This window comes from Pseudooceanicola sp. DL12 (genome assembly GCF_056270665.1).
The window spans coordinates 2,662,230-2,681,249 of sequence record NZ_CM149884.1; the positions used below are offsets into that span (position 1 = coordinate 2,662,230).

Here is a 19,020-nt window from a genome sequence, read left to right on the forward strand (position 1 = left end):
GCGCTCACGCGTCCCAGAGCGGCAGGCCCGCCAGTGCCGACAGGCCAATGAAACTGTAGGCCAGCGGGCGGAACACCCGCTCGCGTCCGGGGCGGAACAGGGCCTGTCCGCCCAGCATCGCCACCGCATAGGGCAGCACGAGCAGGGCGCCAAGCCAGAGCGCCTCGCTGCTTACCCTGCCCTGCAGAAAGAGATTCGCAAGGATCGCGATGTCGATCAGGGCCAGAAACAGGATCGTGTTGGCCCGCACGACCACCGCCGCCGCGGCCGCGCCCGCCAGGTAGAACAGGATCACCGGCGGCCCCGCCAGCCCGGTCGACCCGCCCAGCAGCCCCGCCGCGGCCCCGATCGCCACCACGCCCGCCGTGGTCACCCGGCCCCGGTAGCGCCAGCCCGAGATCAGCGCCAGCAGCGTTGCCAGCACCAGCCCCGAGACGATCCAGCGCAGCGCGCCCTCCTCCACCAGGCCCAGCAGAAGCACGCCCAGCGGCGTTGCCACCACCGCGGCCAGGGTCAGGATCAGCACCTCGCGCCGGTCGGCCTGTTTCAGGGCCTTCGGCACGATCACCGGCCAGCTCACCATGTCGGTCAGGGTCAGGGCCACCATCGCCACCGGCATCGGCACCACGTGGGTCGCCATCGGCATGAAGATCAGCGCCGTGCCGAACCCGGTAAAGCCCCGCGCCAGCCCGGCCAGCAGGATCGCCCCCGTCAGCAGGAGCAATCCCGGGATGGGCGGCAGCCCGCTCAGGCCGCCGCCCATCCCGCCTGTCAGGTCAGGCATCGATGTTGGCGAACTGGTTGCCCTTGTTGTTGTCCTTCTTCGACCAGTCGCGTTTCACGCCCAGGTACAGAACGACGTTCTTGGCAACATAGACCGAGGAATAGGTCCCGATCACGACGCCCCAGGTGATGGCAAAGACAAATCCGCGGATCACGTCACCACCCAGCACGAGCAGGGCGATCAGCGCGATCAGCGTGGTACCCGAGGTCATCAGCGTCCGGCTCAGGGTCTCGTTCACCGACAGGTTCATCACGTCGATCAGCGGCATGGTCTTGAACTTGCGCAGGTTCTCCCGCAGCCGGTCGAAGATCACCACCGTGTCGTTGATCGAATAGCCGATGATCGTCAGCAGCGCCGCGATGGTCGCCAGGTCGAACTTGATCTGGAACAGCGCGAAGATCCCGATGGTCAGCAGCACGTCGTGGAACAGCGCAAAGACCGCCCCCACCGAGAACTGCCACTCGAACCTCAGCCAGATGTAGATCAGGATCGCCGCCAGCGCCGCGCCCACCGCCATCACCGCCGTCTTGACCAGCTCGCCCGAGACCTTGGGCCCCACGCTCTCGATCGATGTGAACTTGATCGTCGGATCCACCTCCTGCAGCGCCGCCTCGACGGTCTGCACGGTGGTGTTGGTCACGCTCTCGTCGCCATCCTGCGCCTGGATGCGGATGCTGGCCACGTGGGTGTCGCTGCCGAAGGACGGGTCGAAGACCTCCGAGATGATCACGTCGCCCAGGCCCAGCGGGTCCAGCGCGGCGCGGTAATCGCCCACGCTCACGGCGCTCTCGCTCTCGGTGCGGATCGTCGTGCCGCCGCGGAAGTCGATGCCGAAGTTCAGCCCCATGGTCAGCCACAGGATGACCGAGGCCACCATCGCCACGCAGGAGATGCCGAAGGTCAGGTAGCGGTACTTGAAGAAATCATAGTGTGTTTCTTCCGGAACAAGTCTCAGTCGCCGCATCTCACACCTCGATCTTCTTGGGCCGCGCCCGTTCAAACCACATCACCACGAGCAGCCTGGTCACCCAGATCGCCGAGAAGACGGATGTCACGATCCCGATCCCCAGCGTCACCGCAAAGCCCTGCACCGGGCCGGTGCCGAGCACGAAGAGGATCACGGCCACGATGAAGGTGGTGATATTGGCATCCACGATGGCGCTCAGCGCCCGGTCATAGCCGAGCTCGATCGCCCGCGCCGGCCCTTTCGCCGTCTTCAGTTCCTCGCGGATCCGCTCGAAGACCAGCACGTTGGCATCCACCGCCATGCCGATCGTCAGCACGATGCCCGCGATCCCCGGCAGGGTCAGCGTCGCGCCGATCAGGCTCAGCAGGCCAAAGATCAGGCCCACGTTGATCAGCAGCGCGATATTGGCAAAGAAACCGAACAGGCCATAGCTCGCGAACATGAAGACCAGCACCGCGATGCCGGCCACCATGCATGCCACGGCCCCGGCACGGATGCTGTCGGCGCCCAGTTCCGGCCCGATGGTCCGTTCCTCGAGGAAGTCGAGCCCGGCAGGCAGCGCGCCCGCGCGCAGAAGCACGGCCAGGTTGGTGCTGTCCTCGACGGTGAAATTGCCGGTGATGATCCCCGACCCGCCCGCGATATGGGCCTGGATCACCGGGGCGCTGATCACCTCGTCATCAAGGACGATGGCAAAGGGGTTGCCGATGTTCTCGGCCGTGTAATCGCCGAACTTCCGCGCCCCCGAGGGGTTGAAACGGAAGCTCACCGCCGGCCGGCCGTTCTGGTCGAAGGTCGGCTGCGCATCGGTCAGCTCTTCGCCCGAGACCACGGGCGCGCTTTCCAGCACGTAGTAGAGGCCGCTCTCGTCAACCGAGGGGGCCAGCATCTGGCCCGGGCCGACAGGGGCATCGGGATCGGTGGTGCGGCTGACAACCGGCTGGAAGTTCAGCTGTGCCGTGGTGCCGATGATGTCCTTCAGCTCTTCCGCGCTGCCCACGCCCGGCACTTCGATCAGGATGCGATCGGTGCCCTGGCGCTGGATCGTCGGTTCGCGGGTGCCCACCTCGTCGATCCGGCGGCGGATGATCTCGAGCGACTGACGCACCGTGCGGTCGTCCATCGCCTCCTTCTCGGCCTCCGACAGCTGGATCGTCAGCAGGTCGCCCTCGCCCGTCACGTTGATGTCGCTCTGCCCGGTGCCGGTCAGCGTGGTCACCGGCTGCGCCAGGCCGCGCACGGCGCTGATCGCCGCTTCCATGCCATCGGGGTTGCCGATGCGGATCACCAGGGTATCACCGGCGCTCTGCGGCTGCAGGCGGATGGTGCCTACCGTGTCGCGCTCGTCGCGCAGCAGGTCGCGCACTTCCGGCCAGAGCGCATTCATCCGCGTCTCGTAGACATCTGCGACGCGCACTTCCGCAAGCAGGTGCGCACCGCCCCGCAGGTCGAGACCCAGGTTGACGAGATTGGAGGGAAGATAGCGCGGCCAGCCCGGAACGCCTGCGCGGTCGCCGTCATTGGCGGCCACGGCATCGTTGTAGGTCTCGACCCGGCTGTAGAAGGCATTCGGAAGGGCCAGCAGCAGTCCGAGGGCAACAAGCCCCCAGATCAGGACCCGTTTCCACGTCTCGATTTGCAGCATAAGCTGGCCCTTTCGAGGTTATTTCATTGCGTCGAAGGACGGTCGCGGCGCCCGCGACCATCGGAGCATGTGACCGCGGCTGCGGTTCACTTGTCCTTGGCTTCGGCGGTGGCCGGCTCGGTCTTGGACACCACGTTGGCAAGCGTGGACTTCACGACGCGGATCTTCACGCCCTCGGCGATCTCCACTTCCACTTCGCCGTCTTCACGCACCTTTGCGACCTTGCCGATGATGCCACCCTGGGTCACGACCTGGTCTCCACGGCGCACGGCTTCGACCATGGCCTTGTGGTCCTTCAGCTTCTTCTGCTGCGGACGGATCAGCAGGAAATACATGATCGCGAAGATCAGGATAAGCGGCAGGAATTGTGCGATAGCGCCTGTGTCCATGGGGGTTCCTTTTTTGACAGGGCGGGGAGCCCCCGCGAATTTGGCCGGAACCTATGTTTGCTTGGCCCGGATTGCAAGGCGGAACGGGTCCGACGCGGCGCCGGTCCCGGCCTTTCGGCCATCGCGGCGGCGCCGCGCCCCTCGCCCCCTGCGTGCAGACCCCCTCCCGCCATACCGCCATGGCTGCCGCGGCGCCGGGAGCACCATGGAAAACAGGCCGTTTGCATCGCGCCCCCGCGTCGGGTTGGCGCGGCCCCGGATGCGCGGCCGCGGTGCCGCCCTGCATCACAAAGCCGCGAGAGGACCCTTTCCGCTGCGCGACGCCCCTGCGCCGGGGTTCCTGCAGCTCCTTGGCCTTGCCAAACCTCGCTTGCCCAACCTCCCTTGCACAGGCTCCATTGCACAGCCTCCCTTGTCCGGCCCCGAAACGCAAAAAGCGCCGGCAATGCCGGCGCTCTCCGCTTTCTACCCTTAGACCCCGGGTCTTATGCGTGGATCTCCACCCATTTCGCAAAGGCTTCCATGGCCGAGGTCAGGAAGGCCCTGGTCTCCTCGCTCTTCAGCGCGCCGTTCTCGTCGAACAGCTCATGGATGGCGCCCAGGTACAGCTCGGGTTGCTGCATGGCGGGCATGTTCAGGAATACCAGCGACTGGCGCAGGTGGTGGTTGGCGCCAAAGCCGGCGATGCCCCCCATCGAGCCCGTCACCACGGCGGCCGGCTTGCCGTCCCAGATGCTGGCGCCATAGGGTCGGCTGCCCACGTCGAGGGCGTTCTTCACCACGGCCGGCACAGAGCGGTTGTACTCAGGCGTCACGAACAGCACGCCGTCCATGCCCTTCATCGTCTCGCGGAAGGTGGTCCAGGCCGCCGGCGCATCGCCCTCGTCCAGATCCGGGTTGTAGAACGGCAGATCGTCGATCTTCACCATCTCGAATTCGAGCGACGACGGTGCCACGCTCACAAGCGTGTCGGCGATCATGCGGTTGAAGGAGCCCTCGCGAAGCGAGCCCACGATCACGGCAATCTTCTTGGTCATCTTGTCCTCCTGGCCCTCGGGCCGAATGTGCGGTCACCTTCGCGGGTGACCCTCTCGTTTGTCTTGCTGATAACAATGTAATCTTTGTTACCCGCCCCGCTATTCCCAAAGATGGAACCGCGTCGGTGCGCATCTGCACAGCCTGCGACGGAACCGGCCAGTTCAAGCCGACGCCCCCCGATCTGCCACGCCTCGTCCCGCGCCGGCGCCCTGCAGCCGCCCTCCCTTCATCTTTCCCGAAATACGGCGGGGGAGCGCCGCAGGCGCGGGGGCAGCGCCCCCTGCCCCGTCGCCGCCCGTTCCGCCCCCTGGCCCCGCGCTGCACCCTGCCGAAAATAATTCGGGAAATCTTTCCGCCGCAGCGCGGCAAAATTAACCCTTCGACTCGCGATTTTCGCTGCACTGCAGTACCGACGTGATACCGACGTCGAACCGACGCGATACAGCATGGGGGTTTCGCGGCGCTGCGGGCAAAACACGCTGTCAACCGCCGTGAAATCTGCCCGGTTACGCTTTCGCAGGAAATCCGGCATAACCCCCTCACGACTCAGTTAATCAGGAGTGCCAGACATGCACGACATCCGCACTATCCGCGAGAACCCGGCCGCTTTCGATGCCGCTCTTTCCCGTCGGGGCGCCGCGTCGATGTCGTCGGAGATCCTCGCGCTCGACGACGCCCGCCGTGGCATGATCCACGCCGCCGAAACCGCCCAGGCCGAGCAGAACAAGGCCTCCAAGGAGGTTGGCAAGGCCAAGGCCTCCGGTAACGAGGCCGAGTTCGAACGGCTGCGCGCCCTGGTCGGCGAGAAGAAGGCCGAAGTGGCCGAGATGCAGGCAAAGGCCAAGGACCTTGATCAGCAACTCACTGATCTTCTTATGGGAATCCCGAACCTGCCCTTCGACGACACGCCCGACGGCAAGGACGAGAACGACAATGTCGAGATCCGGAAATGGGGCGAGATCCCCGGCTTCGACTTTGCCCCCAAGGAGCATTACGAGCTCGAGGGCGTGAAGAGCGGCATGGATTTCGAGACGGCGGCGAAACTCTCCGGCGCCCGCTTCGTGGTGCTCTCCGGCGCCGTCGCCCGCATCCATCGCGCGCTCGCGCAGTTCATGGTGAACACCCATGTCGACGAGAACGGCCTGACCGAGACCTGGACCCCGGTCCTGGTGCGTGAAGAAATGATGTACGGCACCGGCCAGCTGCCCAAGTTCGGCGAGGACAGCTACAAGACGGAAGACGGCTACTGGCTCGTCCCCACCGCCGAGGTGCCGCTGACCAACATCGTAAATGACTGCATTCTCGAGGAAAATTACCTTCCTCGGCGCTTCGTCGCCCATACCCAGTGCTTCCGCTCCGAGGCAGGTTCCGCCGGGCGTGACACCGCCGGCATGCTTCGTCAGCACCAGTTCGAGAAGGTCGAGATGGTCTCCATCACCCACCCCGACCACTCGCGCGCCGAGCTCGACCGCATGACCGAATGCGCCCAGGGGATCCTCGAGAAGTTGGGTCTGGCCTATCGCACCGTGGCGCTCTGCACCGGCGACATGGGCTTTGGCGCCCGCCGCACCAACGACATCGAGGTCTGGCTGCCCGGTCAGAACACCTACCGCGAGATCTCCTCGGTCTCGGTCTGCGGCGATTTCCAGGCCCGCCGAATGAACGCCCGGTTCCGCCCGGAAGCGGGGGGGAAACCCGAGTTCGTTCATACGCTTAATGGTTCCGGCTTGGCCGTCGGCCGCTGCCTGATCGCGGTGCTGGAGAACGGTCAGCAGGCCGATGGTTCGGTGCAACTGCCGGAGGTGCTCGGCCCCTATCTCGGCGGCAAGCTGACTCTGACCGCCGAGGGCACGCTGGCCTGAGCCCACGCCCCGGCCAGTCATTTCCGAGGCCCCCGCCACATCGGCGGGGGCCTTTTTTGACCGCTCCTCGGCAGGGACTTTGCCACCATTGCCAAAACCTTGATGCGTGTCATTACGCGAGCGTAATAAATCCCTACCTTTCTTCGCGAGTCGTCCGCCGCTCCCCGGCCAGGCGGCTGAATGCATTGATTTACACGTAGAAAGGACAAGGCAGATGAAAGCCTGGAGCTTTACCGGAACCAACGAACCGCTCGTCGCAGTCGAAAAGCCCGAACCGGAGGTGACGGGAAGGAACGTCAAGATCAAGGTACTGGCCGCCGGCCTCTGCCATACGGACTGCGGCGTTCTGGAAGATGAGAAATGGCTCGCCAACATCCCGCAGCTTCCGGTCACCATGGGCCACGAGGTTGCCGGCGAGATCGAGGAGATCGGACCCGACGTACAGGACTTCAAGGTTGGTGACCGGGTCGCGATCTGGCCGATGCTGGAAACCCCGGGTTTCGTGATCGACGGCGGCTTTGGCGAAAAGATCGTGACCACCGAGGAGGCCCTCGTGCCGGTCCCCGACGGCATGCCCATCGAAATGGCGGCCTCTGCCACCGACGCAGGCATGACTTCTCAGGGCGCCCTGACCCGCGGTGGCCTGAAAGCCGGCGAAAAGGTCGGCGTCATCGGCCTTGGCGGCCTTGGTCAATTTGCGGCACAGCTCGTCGTGCTGAACGGAGCCGAGCTCTACGTGGCGGAAATCAAGGAGGAAAACTGGGACTACGCCCACAGCCTCGGCGCGAAGAAGGTCGTGAAGGACGTGACCGAACTGCAGGAAGACGCGCTTGATCTCATCATCGATTTCGCAGGGTTCGGCACCACAACGGCAGGCGCTATCGAGGCCGTGGCGCCGGGCGGCCGGGTCGTGCTCGTCGGCATGGGCAAGCTGGAGGCGGTGATCAACACCTACCCGATGATCATCAAGAAGGTCGACCTGCGCGGCAGCAACGGTGGCAGCAAGGACGACATCGCGACCGTCCTGGACTGGATTGCAAAGGGCAAACTCGTCCCCAAACTGGAAACGATCACCTGGGAGGAAATTCCGGCGGGTCTCGACCGGTTGCATGCGGGCGACGTCAACGGCCGTCTCGTCTGCGTCTATTGAACAGGCTCCGCATCATCCGGTCAGGCGCAAGAAGCAGATCCCCCTGCCCCGTTCGGCCCGTCTCTCTGCGCTCGGCTCGCTGCCTGCCCGTTTCCGATGCGGCGTAAATCTGACCCTCCCCGGTGAAGGCACGCTTGCCTGCACGACACAAATGATGCGAAATTCAGGGGCCCCGGTGAACCATGCCGGGGCCCTTTGCGTATAGTTTACAGAAATTTAGCAGGAGCTTCCCATGTCACGGCTCAAACCGGCCCTGGTCCTGATCGCGGCGATCGCCTTCGTGCTCTCGCCCATCGTCTCGCCCGGCTTCTCGGGATTTACCGCCGACCAGTTCCCGGTGCCGCAGATCGACCCGCCGATCCAGCCGACGGGTTGGACCTTCGCGATCATCTGGACGATCATCTATGCATGGTTGGTCATCTCGGGGCTCTTCGGCCTGATCAAAAGGCCCTTCCATCCCAGCTGGGATCCCCACCGTACCCCTCTGATCCTCAGCCTCGCCATCGGCGCCGCGTGGATCCCGGTGGCCAATCTCTCGCCCATCGCCGCCACCGTCCTGATCTGGGCGATGCTGGTCACTGCCCTGATGGCGCTGATGCGCGCGCCGCTGGAGGATCGTCTCTGGGCCCAGGGCCCCATCGGCCTCTATGCCGGCTGGTTGACCGCCGCCAGCTGCGTCGGCACCGCCGTCACCGTCACCGGGTACGGTGCCACCCCGGTCCAGCTCATCCATGCCGGTTTCCTGCTGCTCGCCGCCATCATCACGCTGGTCGTCGCCCGCCGCGAAGAGGGGCTGCCCTTCTACGTTGCCGGCGTGCTCTGGGCGACCTTCGGCGTGCTGATCGACAATCTCCTGGCCGGCCGCCTAGGGTTCAGCCTGCTGACCGCCGTGGTGCTGGCTGTCCTGGTCGTGGTCGAGGTCCGCTGCATCAACCGCTATCGGGCGATCAGCTGAGCGTGGTTCACGCGAAAGGGAAAAGGGCGCCCCACGGGGCGCCCTTTCTCATTTCGGCTTCCGTCCCAGTGGCCTGCCACCGGAAGGCCGGGATTTCTTCGACGTCTTCGACGCATTGGCCGGCGCCTTGCCAAGGTGCTTGCGCAGCCGCGAGGGCGTCGACTTGGTCTTGTTCTGATAGGGGTTCTTGTCCCCCTGCCCGCGCATTGTCAGCCGGATCGGCGTGCCGGGCATGTCGAAATCTGCACGCAGTCCGTTCACCAGATAGCGCGAGTAGCTGTCCGGGATCTTGTCGGGATGGCTGCACATCACCACGAAGCCCGGCGGACGTGTCTTGGCCTGGGTCATGTAGCGCAGCTTGATACGGCGGCCGCCGGGCGCGGGCGGCGGGTGCTGTTCCAGCATCCCTGTCAGCCAGCGGTTCAGCTGGCCGGTCGAGACGCGACGGTTCCAGACCTGGTGCGCCTTGATGATGGCCGCGTTCAGCCGGTCGAGGCCCCGCCCCGTCTTGGCAGAGACGGTGATCAGGGGAGCGCCGCGCAGCTGCGGAAGCAGGCGGTCAAAGGCCTCTTTCAGGGCCTTCAGCTTCTCCTGCTTCTCGTCCTCGATATCCCACTTGTTCACGGCCACCACGACGGCGCGCCCCTCGCGTTCGGCCAGGTCGGCAATGCGCAGGTCCTGTTGTTCGAAGGGGATCGCCGCGTCGAGCAGGACCACCACGACCTCGGCAAACTTGACCGCGCGCAAGCCATCGGACACAGAGAGCTTCTCGACCTTGTCCTGCACCTTGGCCTTCTTGCGCATGCCGGCGGTGTCGAAGATCTTCATCGGCACCCCGTCCCAGTCGACACGGAGCGAGATGGAATCCCGTGTGATCCCGGCCTCGGGCCCGGTCAGCAGCCGGTCCTCGCCGAGGATCTTGTTGATCAGGGTGGACTTCCCGGCGTTCGGACGCCCGACGACCGCCACCTGAAGCGGACGGTCCGCCGTGGGGGTCCAGGCCGCTTCATCCTCGGCCTCGGTGCCGTCTTCCTCGGCCACGGTCACATCCATCGCCGGTGCGTGGGCCGCTGCCTGATGGGCCTTTTCCTCGAATTCCGCGGCGATCGGCATGAGAGCACTGAAGAGCTCGCTCATCCCCTCGCCATGTTCGGCGGACAGGCGCAGCGGCTCGCCCAGGCCTAGATTGTAGGCCTCCAGCACACCGGCGTCGGCGGCACGGCCCTCGGCCTTGTTTGCACCCAGCAGCACGCGCGCCGCGCGCTTGCGCAGGATCTCGGCAAAGACCTCGTCGGTCGAGGTCACGCCCGCACGGGCGTCGATCATGAACAGGCAGACGTCGGCCATGTCCACGGCACGTTCCGTCAGCTTGCGCATGCGTCCCTGAAGGCTCTCATCCGTGGCTTCCTCGAGGCCGGCGGTGTCGATCACCGTGAACTCGATGTCCCCCAGCCGCGCGTCGCCTTCGCGCAGGTCGCGCGTGACGCCGGGCTGGTCATCGACCAGCGCCAGTTTCTTGCCAACCAGCCGGTTGAACAGCGTCGACTTGCCGACATTGGGGCGGCCAACAATGGCCAGGGTGAAAGACATGGGGTGCTCCGCAGCATTACGAAGGGGCCGGATACACGAATACTATCGCCTCGGAAAGCCCCCGCAGTACAAGCGTTTTCCAATCGGTCCGGCCGAACAGGTGCGCGGCCCCCGCGCCCCCGTCCCGGCCCGCCCGTCTCAGCGATAGGCCAGCAGCTTGCCGTCCTTGTTCACCACGTAGAGTGTCCCGCCCGCCACGACCGGTGCCGAGGCCGCGCCATCGGGCAGCTGGACGCTGCCGGTCATCGCGCCGTTGGTGGCAGAGAAGAAGCGGATCAGACCGTCGCTGGAGGCGACCACGAGGCGGTTGCCCGCCAGGATCGGGCCATAATGCTCGTAAACCGATTCCATCTTCTTCGGACGCGTCTCGCGGAAGAGCGGCAGGTCGACGCCCCAGATCCGTTCGCCGGTCGAGGCATCAAGACGGACGAGCTGGTTCAGGTCGGATACAAGGAAGACCGAACCGCCGGTGGCCCAGACCGGGCCCATCGGGCCCTCATCCGCGGTCCAGTTGCGTTCGCCGCTGTCGAGGTTGAGCGACACGGTGCGACCCGAGGCATTGCCGGTAAAGACCGAACTGCCCGAGACGACCGGCGCGCCGGTGATGCCCTCTACGTTGGCGCGGGCATAGCCCACGCGACGGCCGGAAACCATCGTGTCCCAGACGCGCAGCCCGCCCTTGCGGAACGCAGTCTGCACTTCGCCCGAGCCGAAACCGAAGGTGACGTACTGGCTGCTGACCGCGGGGGCCGGCGCGTTGGAATAAGTGTTCGTGGTCGGGGTGGCAGAGAGCTGCCACTGGATCAGGCCCTGCTTGGTGTCGAGCGCCCAGGCCGTGTCGTTGCCCGAGGTGGCATAGACAAGCCCACCGGATACAACCGGCGCGCCGGTGGCCGAGGCCAGCAGCCGCTGTTGCCAGATGATTCCGCCGGAAGCCGGATCGAGCGCGGTAAGCGTGCCGAAGGCCGAAGTGACGAAGAGCTTGCCATCGCCATAGGCCAGGCCACCGCCCGAGGCATCGCCCGCGCTGTCGCGCGCCGGCACCAGGCTGACCGACCACAGCGTCTGCCCCGAGGGCGAGGTCGCCGTCACGGTTGCCGAGCTGTCGAGGGTGAAGATGCGGCCGCCCGCCACGACGGGGCTGGCCGAGATAAAGGCCTTGCGGCTGTCACCGGCGCCGATATCGGCACTCCAGATCAGCTGCGGATTGGCCGAGAGCGCTGCGTTGGCGACCCGGGTAGAGGGAGTGCCCGGGGCCTGCGTCCATTCGCTATTGCCGGTGATGGCGGGCAGCGAGATCGGCGCACTCTTGTTCACCGGCACTTCGGGGATGTCACCGGGCACCTGGTCCGTCATCACCGCGCGGGGCGGTAGGCGCTCGCCCTGCAGAATCACCTCGCGCTCCGAACAGGCCGCCAGCGTCAGCCCAGCCACGAGGCTGAGGGCCACCGCCCGCGCGTGCCGGCCCGGCAGATGTTTCTTCCGCGCGCCCGCGCCGGATGTGCCCGCCTTGGCGTCACCGAACGTCGTCAATGCCTTTGCCATGCCCCTGCCTTCGTTCTTCTGCCGCAACGGAAGCGCGCCCGCCCGGCCTTCTGATGTCACATGCGGCCGGAGCGGGTGTTTTCCAGCTCCGGCAAGATCTTAGCCTGCCGCTTCCGGCGTGCCGCCAAGCGCCACAATCAACTGTGTTGCCCGTTGGTGCAAGTCCTGCGTCGTCTCCGCGTCCGCAAGGATCTGCTGCAGCATGGAAATCGCCTGATCCGTGTCGCCTTCCGCGATATAGGTAAGCGCAATCTGTTCCTCGGCCAGCAGACGCATCGGGTTGCCCGGCACGTCGAGCTTGGCCAGCGTCTCGCGCCGTTTCGCCGGAGAGGTCCCGCCATCGGCCAGCAGCGCCTGTTTGTAGGTCGCCACGTCGGAATAGATCGTCGACAGGCCCTCGCCACCGACCTTCTCCAGGCTCTGCCTTGCCAGGTCGGCGCCATCCTCCATCGAGGCGGCCTCGCCGGCGACCAGAAGGTTCACGATCGCCTGCTGTCCTGGCTGATCCGTGGTGATCTTCTGCAGTGCCTGCACCCGTGCCTCCGGGCCATCCGCATCCAGTGCCGAAAGGACCGCATCGCCGAAATCCTGCGAAGAGGCGGTCGTCTTGCTCTTGTCGTATTCCACCCAGGCCGCGCCCCCGACCGCCAGGATCACCAGCAGGATCGCAATCCAGCCGTAGCGCCGCAGATAGAAATACAGACGGTCCCGACGGACCTCTTCATTCACTTCATCAATGAAACTGTCGGTCTCGCTCACCGGCGCACCCCCTTGCACTTTCGGCCCCTCTTACCGCAGCCCTCGAAGACTGCCAAGGGCACGAGGGCCATGGCGGCGCCGCACGGGCAGCCCTCCGCGGACGTCCTGCCCCGTTCCGCTCTGCGCGCACAACCGAAAGGCCACATTGAGACCCGGGAAATATCGCGTGACGCTTGCAATGTCAGGACGTATCTCTAAGTGCATTTGAAACCTTTACGCGAAACCCTTGGTCCTCCGATGCGTTTGCTTTCATTTATTTCCGCAATTCTGGTCGTCGGCGCCCTCTACCTGGTGCTGATCCAGCGCGATGCCCTGCTTACCTTTGCCCGCGGCGACGGCCTGGATGCCGCGGTCGACGTCGCCCGGGGCGAGGCGGATCCCGCCCCCGCAAGAAAAGCCGTCGCCGCCGGCGATGGCGCGCCCGATGCCGGGCAGGCTGCCCCCGAAAACGTGATCCGCGTCGTGGCCCGGCACAGTGCCGCACAGATGATCGACAGCGCGGTCCTGCTGCGTGGCCAGACCGAGGCCGCCCGCTCTGTCGACCTGATGGCAGAGACCAGCTCCACCGTCACCTCTCCCCCCCTGCGCAAGGGCTCCCTGATAGACGTCGGCGACCTGCTCTGCGAACTCGATTCCGGCACCCGCGAAACCTCGCTCGCCGAGGCCGAGGCAGCGCTCGCCGAAGCCGAGGCAAACGCACCCACGGCAGCCGCCCGCGTGGAAGAGGCCAAGGCGCTTCTGGAAGAGGCCGAGATCAACTACAACGCCGCCGACAAGCTCTCGGCCGGCGGCTTTGCATCCGATACCACGCTGGCCTCGCGCCGCGCGGCCGTACGGTCTGCCGAGGCCTCCCTGGCCTCTGCCGAGGCAGGTCTTGCCAGTTCCCGCGCCGCGATCCAGTCGGCCCAGGCCGCGGTCGCCACCGCGAAGAAGGAAATCGACCGCCTCAGGATCCACGCGCCGTTTGCAGGCCTGCTCGAGGATGACACCGCAGAACTGGGCGCCTTCCTGCAGGCGGGCAGCCTCTGCGCCACTGTGATCGCACTCGATCCCATCCATATCGTCGGCTACCTTCCCGAAACCGAAGTGAGCCGCGTCTCGGTCGGGGCGCCGGCCCGCGCCCTGCTCTCGGCCAACCGTGAGGAGGTGGAGGGGGTCGTCACCTTCCTGTCGCGCTCTGCCGATCCCACCACCCGCACCTTCAAGGTCGAGGTCTCCCTGCCGAACCCGGACCTTCACATCAGCGATGGACAGACCGCCAGCCTGGCCATCGCGGCGCCGGGCGTCATGGCACATCTGCTGCCGCCCTCCGCCCTGACGCTCAACGACGAAGGCACCCTGGGCGTGCGCGTCGTCACTTCCGACAGCCGGGCCGATTTCGTGCCGGTCGACATCATCCGCGACACCCCCGGTGGCATCTACGTGACTGGCCTGCCGGAGAGCGCCGACGTGATCACCATCGGGCAGGAATACGTGATCGCCGGCGTGCCCGTGGTGGCCAGCTTCCCCGAGGACACGGCGGAGACGGGGCAATGACCGGGGTCATCGACTGGGCCGCCTCGCGGGCCCGGATGATCATGGCCTTCATCATACTGTCGCTGCTGGCCGGCGCTTATGCCTATGGAAACCTGCCAAAGGAGGGCGAGCCGGATATCGAGATCCCCGCCCTCTTCGTCTCGGTCCCCTTCCAGGGCATTTCGGCCGAGGACAGCGAGACCCTGCTGATCAAGCCGATGGAGACCGAGTTCTCGGATCTCGACGGGCTGAAGACGATGACCTCCACCGCCGCCGAGGGCTATGCCGGTGTGGCGCTGGAATTCGAGTTCGGCTGGGACAAGACCAAGGTCATGGCCGATGTCCGCGACGCCATGTCCAAGGCCGAGGCGAACTTTCCCGAGGGTTATGACAGTTATTCCGTCAACGAGATCAACTTCTCGGAATTCCCGATCATCATCGTCAACCTCACGGGCGACGTTCCGGAACGCACGATGAGCCGTGTGGCCGAAGACCTGCAGGAGCAGATCGAGGGCATCGACGCGGTGCTCGAGGCCGGCATCGCCGGCAACCGCAGCGAGATGGTCGAGGTCGTGATCGATCCCCTCCGGCTGGAGAGCTACAACGTCACCGCCAACGAACTGCTGACGGTGGTCCAGAACAACAACCAGCTGATCGCCGCGGGCGAGGTCGAGGGACCGCAGGGCGCCTTCTCGGTCAAGATCCCCGGCTCCTTCGACGAGGTTCAGGACATCTATGACCTGCCGGTCAAGCTGAACGGCGACCGCGTGGTGACCCTCGGCGACCTCGCCACCATTCGCATGACCTTCGAGGATCGCGAAGGCACCGCACGGTTCAACGGCGAGCGTACGGTGGCCCTGCAGGTTGTTAAACGAAAAGGGTTTAACCTCATCGACACGGCCGAAGAGGTGAAACAGGTTGTCGCCGCCGCCTCTGCCAGTTGGCCCGACGAGCTGAAGAGCACCGTGACGGTCGGCACGTCGAACGATCAGAGCCGCGTGGTCGGCTCGATGGTCTCGCAACTCGAGGGGTCCGTTCTCACGGCCATCGCCCTGGTGATGATCGTTGTCCTGGCCGCGCTCGGGCCGCGCCCGGCACTGCTCGTCGGCTTCTCCATCCCGACCTCCTTCCTGCTCTGCTTCGTCCTGCTGGGCATCATGGACATCACGATCTCGAACATCGTGATGTTCGGCCTGATTCTCGCCGTCGGCATGCTGGTCGACGGCGCCATCGTCGTTGTGGAATACGCCGACAAGCGCATCTCCGAGGGCTCCGGCCCCATGCACGCCTATGTCGAGGCCGCCAAGCGGATGTTCTGGCCCGTGGTCAGCTCCACCGCCACCACGCTCTGTGCCTTCCTGCCCATGCTTTTCTGGCCCGGCGTCGTGGGCGAATTCATGGGAATGCTGCCGGTCACGCTCATCTTCGTGCTCTCGGCCTCGCTGATCGTCGCCCTGATCTACCTGCCCGTCATGGGCGGCGTCATCGGCCGGATCAGCCGCAGCTTCGGCCGCGCCTCCGACTGGCTGCGCCGAAGTTTTCCCTGGTGGGCGCGCTTTCTCATGGTGCTGGTCTCGCTCTACGCGATGTTCATCGGTGCCATGCAGACGATCAACCCCGCCTACCTGATGGGGCAGCCCATGGGCAGTGGCCTTTCCTCCACCCTGCCGGGGGCGCTACTCTTCCTGCTGGCCTGTTTCGCGGCCTCAATCACCATCGGCGCGACCCGGGTCACCTTCCGTCGAACTCACGTGCAGGCGGGCCATCGCCGCACCCTCTTTGGCCGCTTCATCCTGTTCCTTACCGGCAATCCGATCATGCCGGTCGTCACCGTGGTGGCCGTTATCTTCTTCGTGTTCAGTGTCTTCTCTCTCTACGGACAGAACAACAAGGGAGTCGAGTTCTTCGTCGAGTCCGAGCCGGAACAGGCCATCGTCTATGTCCGGGCGCGTGGAAACCTCTCGCTGGAACAGCAAGATGGCCTCGTGCGCGAGGTCGAGCAGATCATCCTGCAGCATCCCGGCGTGCTGAACGCCTTCGCCTTTGCCGGTGATGGCGGGCTCAACTCCAACACCGGCGGAGCCGAGCCACCGCTCGACACCATCGGCCAGATCAACCTGGAAATCGTCCCCTGGGAGGATCGCCGCGATCAGCCCGAGCTTGACGGCAACCGGGTCATCGAGGAGTTGACCGCCGCCGCCCAGCAGGTCCCCGGCATCAAGATCGAGATCCTGGCCGGCGACATGGGCCCCGCGTCGGCCAAGCCGGTGCACCTGCGCCTGATGGGCGACGACTGGGATCAGCTGATCGAGGCCACGGAAATGGCCCGTGCCCAATTCGAGGCCCTCGGCGGCCTCACCCTGATCGAGGACACGCTGCCCCTGCCCGGCATCGACTGGCAGATCGACGTCGACGTCGAGCAGGCCGGCCGTTACGGCGCCGACGTGGCCACCGTGGGCGCAATGGTGCAGCTTATCACCCAGGGGCTGCTGCTCGATACCATGCCCATCGACAGCTCGGACGAGGAGGTCGACATCCGCCTGCGCCTGCCCACCGAAGACCGGGTTCTCTCGACCTTGGACAGCCTTAAGGTTCGCACCACCGAGGGTCTGGTGCCGCTGTCGAACTTCATCACCCGGCGGCCGGTCGAGAAACTGGCCCAGATCAAGCGCGTGGATCAGAAGCGGTTCTTCGACGTCAAGGCCGCCGTGGAACCGGGCCTGACCGCCAGGGAGACCAATCCTCGCACCGGCGAGGCCACAGCGGTACCCGTCACCCCCAACGAACGCATCGCTAAACTGACGGAATGGCTCGACAGCGGCGTATTGCCGGCGGGTGTCAGCTATGAATGGACCGGCGATCAGGAAGACCAGGCAGAGAGCGAAACCTTCCTGATGACGGCCTTCTCCGCGGCGCTCGCACTGATGTTCATCATCCTGCTGGCCCAGTTCAATTCCGTCTACAACTCGATCCTCGTGCTGCTCGCCGTGGTTCTTTCCACCGCCGGGGTACTGATCGGCATGCTGGTTATGGATCAGGCCTTCTCGATCATCATGACCGGTACCGGCATCGTCGCCCTAGCCGGCATCGTGGTGAACAACAACATCGTCCTGATCGACACCTATCAGGAATATTCCGGCTACATGCCCCGGATCGAGGCCATCGTGCGCACCGCCGAAGATCGCATTCGACCGGTGCTGCTGACCACGATCACCACCATGGCCGGCCTTGCCCCGATGATGTTCGGCCTTTCGCTCGACTTCTGGGGTGGCGGCTATTCGATCGACAGCCCTACGGCACTCTGGTGGAAGCAACTGGCCACCGCGGTGGTCTTCGGCCTGGGCGTCGCCACCGTGCTGACGCTGGTCTTTACGCCTGCGATGCTGGCGCTGCGGGTCTGGTTCTCGACCTATCTCAACTGGCTGTCGCGCCTGCTGGCCCGGCTGTCCTTCGGGCGGGGCAGCCGCGCTGCACAGGACTGGGCCCTGCGCCGCGAAGCCCGCAAGATCCTCGCGCCCGAAATCATCTGGCCCATTGACGAAGGGCCCCAGGCATAGGGCAGCGCCGCGCCATCCGTTTCCGCGACGCCCGTACATCGGAGGGGGCATGACCTGTTGTCGGCCTGCCGCCACCCGGCCTAAGCTGCGGGGGATCGGCAGGCACGACCGATGGGAAGATGGCACCACCTTCAAGGATCCCGAATGAAGATATCCCTGCGCACGTCGCTCCTACCGGCGCTGACCACCTTCCTTGCGCTCTGCCTGCTGACGGGCTGCAGCTCCCGCCCCGGTCCCGATGCGCTGACCCCGCGCCCGGGTGCCGCACCGGGTGGCCAATTGATCCGCATCTTCATCGCCACCACCCGTGCGCCAACCGAAAATGACGATCTGACCTTCGGCAGCGATCTCTCCTTCACCACATATTATGGCTATTACGACATTTCGGTGCCGGCGGTGATCAGCGAGGCATCGATGACCTTTCCCGAGGGTGCCCCCGATCCAGCCGAGGATTTCTATGTCATCGGCAGCGGCACGCTCAGCCACCGGGATTTCCTGCGACAGGTCCGTGCCGCCCGGAAACCGGGCCGCGAAGCCGATGTCTCGGTCTATGTTCACGGCTTCAACCGCAGTTTCCCGGAATCCCTGTTCCGTCTGGCCCGTCTCAGCAGCGAGGCCGGCCTGAATTCGGTGCCCGTGCTCTTCTCCTGGCCGTCACTGGGCAAGCCGCTGGAATACATGGCGGATCAGCAATCGGCCCTGTTCTCCCGCGATGCGCTGACCGCGCTGCTGTCCGAGCTGGCGCAGGACACCCCCGAGGTGCTCGTTTTGGCGCACAGCATGGGCAGCTTCCTGACCGTCGAGGCCCTGAGGGACCTGAAGCTGCAGGGGCATCAAAAGGTGTTGAACCACCTGCAGGTGGTCCTTGCCGCGCCCGATATCGATTTATACGTCTTTGGCCAGCAGTTGCGGGTGATCGGGCCGATGAAGAACAGCCTCGTGATGCTTGTTTCCCCCGACGACCGCGCGCTGAAACTTTCCGCGCGGATCGCCGGCGGCCGCCCCCGCGTCGGCGCCATGGATGTGGATTCTCCCGGTGTGGAGACCGCGGCACGGCTCGCCAACGTGCAGGTCATCGACATCAGCTCGGTGCGCTCGGATCCGAGCAACCACAGGCGCTTCGTGCAGCTTGCGAGCTATTACGCCACCCTCTCGGAGAACACCCGCGGCTATGCAGACCTGCGCACCGCCGGCGCCTATGTGCTGAACACCTTCGACCGCAATATCCTGCAGCCAGTGGCAGCCGGCCTGACGGCGCAGTAGC

Annotated in this window: 14 protein-coding genes; 6 read left to right on the forward strand and 8 right to left on the reverse strand. The window is 65.4% G+C overall.

Translation table 11 applies throughout. From position 1 onward, the window contains the following. Window positions 1-4: 4 nt before the first annotated feature. The 5 genes from AC0WR5_RS12450 to AC0WR5_RS12470 all read right to left on the reverse strand — a co-directional run bounded on the left by AC0WR5_RS12450 (window position 5) and on the right by AC0WR5_RS12470 (window position 4,822). The gene (locus AC0WR5_RS12450) at window positions 5-784 is read right to left on the reverse strand and encodes a sulfite exporter TauE/SafE family protein (RefSeq protein ID WP_475863538.1); all 780 of its coding nucleotides are present in this window, start codon (window positions 782-784) and stop codon (window positions 5-7) included. Then, the gene (gene secF, locus AC0WR5_RS12455; protein ID WP_475863540.1) at window positions 777-1,748 is read right to left on the reverse strand and encodes a protein translocase subunit SecF; all 972 of its coding nucleotides are present in this window, start codon (window positions 1,746-1,748) and stop codon (window positions 777-779) included. The genes AC0WR5_RS12450 and secF overlap by 8 nt, the downstream gene beginning before the upstream one ends. A 1-nt stretch (window position 1,749) precedes the next feature. Beyond that, a complete protein-coding gene (gene secD, locus AC0WR5_RS12460) occupies window positions 1,750-3,396 on the reverse strand; it encodes a protein translocase subunit SecD (RefSeq protein WP_475863542.1) in 1,647 nt (548 codons plus the stop codon). An 86-nt stretch (window positions 3,397-3,482) separates the two neighbouring features. Further along, the gene (yajC, locus tag AC0WR5_RS12465) at window positions 3,483-3,785 is read right to left on the reverse strand and encodes a preprotein translocase subunit YajC (protein WP_475863544.1); all 303 of its coding nucleotides are present in this window, start codon (window positions 3,783-3,785) and stop codon (window positions 3,483-3,485) included. Between the two features lie 485 nt (window positions 3,786-4,270). Next, on the reverse strand, window positions 4,271-4,822 hold the full coding sequence (locus AC0WR5_RS12470) for an NADPH-dependent FMN reductase (RefSeq protein ID WP_475863545.1): 552 nt from the start codon (window positions 4,820-4,822) through the stop codon (window positions 4,271-4,273). A gap of 570 nt (window positions 4,823-5,392) precedes the next feature. Here AC0WR5_RS12470 and serS point away from each other — a divergent pair. From serS to AC0WR5_RS12485, 3 genes are all read left to right on the forward strand, one after another. After that, entirely contained in the window at window positions 5,393-6,685 is a 1,293-nt protein-coding gene (gene serS, locus AC0WR5_RS12475) for a serine--tRNA ligase (protein WP_475863547.1), read from the forward strand. A gap of 214 nt (window positions 6,686-6,899) precedes the next feature. Then, on the forward strand, window positions 6,900-7,835 hold the full coding sequence (locus AC0WR5_RS12480) for a zinc-binding dehydrogenase (RefSeq protein WP_475863549.1): 936 nt from the start codon (window positions 6,900-6,902) through the stop codon (window positions 7,833-7,835). 232 nt (window positions 7,836-8,067) lie between these two features. Continuing rightward, complete coding sequence (locus tag AC0WR5_RS12485) at window positions 8,068-8,790, forward strand: TspO/MBR family protein (RefSeq protein ID WP_475863551.1); 723 nt, start codon at window positions 8,068-8,070, stop codon at window positions 8,788-8,790. A gap of 48 nt (window positions 8,791-8,838) precedes the next feature. Here AC0WR5_RS12485 and der read toward each other — a convergent pair whose 3' ends face one another. From der to AC0WR5_RS12500, 3 genes are all read right to left on the reverse strand, one after another. After that, the gene (der, locus tag AC0WR5_RS12490; protein ID WP_475863553.1) at window positions 8,839-10,380 is read right to left on the reverse strand and encodes a ribosome biogenesis GTPase Der; all 1,542 of its coding nucleotides are present in this window, start codon (window positions 10,378-10,380) and stop codon (window positions 8,839-8,841) included. A gap of 138 nt (window positions 10,381-10,518) precedes the next feature. Continuing rightward, on the reverse strand, window positions 10,519-11,925 hold the full coding sequence (locus AC0WR5_RS12495) for a PQQ-binding-like beta-propeller repeat protein (RefSeq protein ID WP_475863554.1): 1,407 nt from the start codon (window positions 11,923-11,925) through the stop codon (window positions 10,519-10,521). A gap of 99 nt (window positions 11,926-12,024) precedes the next feature. Next, complete coding sequence (locus AC0WR5_RS12500) at window positions 12,025-12,684, reverse strand: hypothetical protein (protein WP_475863555.1); 660 nt, start codon at window positions 12,682-12,684, stop codon at window positions 12,025-12,027. Window positions 12,685-12,921: 237 nt separating this feature from the next. Here AC0WR5_RS12500 and AC0WR5_RS12505 point away from each other — a divergent pair, with 237 nt between their 5' ends. From AC0WR5_RS12505 to AC0WR5_RS12515, 3 genes are all read left to right on the forward strand, one after another. Then, window positions 12,922-14,220 carry an efflux RND transporter periplasmic adaptor subunit gene (locus AC0WR5_RS12505; RefSeq protein WP_475863557.1) on the forward strand — a complete coding sequence of 433 codons (1,299 nt, stop codon included), beginning with the start codon at window positions 12,922-12,924 and terminating at the stop codon, window positions 14,218-14,220. Continuing rightward, window positions 14,217-17,756: an efflux RND transporter permease subunit gene (locus AC0WR5_RS12510; protein ID WP_475863558.1), complete on the forward strand. Its 3,540-nt coding sequence runs from the start codon at window positions 14,217-14,219 to the stop codon at window positions 17,754-17,756. The genes AC0WR5_RS12505 and AC0WR5_RS12510 overlap by 4 nt, the downstream gene beginning before the upstream one ends. Window positions 17,757-17,900: 144 nt before the next feature. After that, a complete protein-coding gene (locus AC0WR5_RS12515; protein WP_475863559.1) occupies window positions 17,901-19,019 on the forward strand; it encodes an alpha/beta hydrolase in 1,119 nt (372 codons plus the stop codon). Window position 19,020: the final 1 nt, after the last annotated feature.